The following is a 524-nucleotide window of genomic DNA, read 5'->3' on the forward strand; positions in this document are numbered from 1 at the left end:
GGCTACTCCGTGCAGCCCTTCTCGCCGGATGCGGCCAGAACCGCGCAGGCCTCCGCGTCCGTCGCGCTGTCGACCGGCACCATCGGGGTGTACGTGACGGTGTCGCCGACGGCGGAGATGGTGTCGCTCTGCGTCGACTTGCCCGAGCTGATCTCGACCGTGTCACCCTGCGCGGCCTGGGTGATCCGTCCCCATGCCGCGCCGCAGGTCTCGCTGTAGCGGACCTCGACCGTGGTGGCGCCGACCGTCGCGGTCCGCGCGGTGGTGACCAGGTCGCCGCTGCACCCCATGACCTCGGCGTCCTTGCCGGCGCAGCTCTCGCCGCTGCACTCCACGCCGGGAGGCAGCTTCACGCTGGTGGTGGCGGTGGGCGACGGGGACTTCCGCGCGTCGTCCCGCTTCTTGTCACCCTCGGTCCCGATGACGTAGAACGCGGCGGCGACGACCACCAGCGCCCCCACCGCACCGACGACGAACGTGGACGTCCGATTCCTGCCGCCGGAGCCGCCCGAGCGGCCGCGACC

1 protein-coding gene is annotated in these 524 nt (G+C 72.5%); it reads right to left on the reverse strand.

Going from position 1 to position 524, the window contains the following annotated elements:
• Positions 1 to 2 precede the first annotated feature (2 nt).
• On the reverse strand, positions 3 to 524 hold a 522-nt coding region (locus B9S61_RS12640), incomplete at its 5' end, for a DUF2690 domain-containing protein (RefSeq protein WP_146064811.1).

This window comes from Streptomyces sp. SM1 (genome assembly GCF_002910825.1).
Taxonomy (GTDB): Bacteria; Actinomycetota; Actinomycetes; order Streptomycetales; family Streptomycetaceae; genus Streptomyces; species Streptomyces okerensis.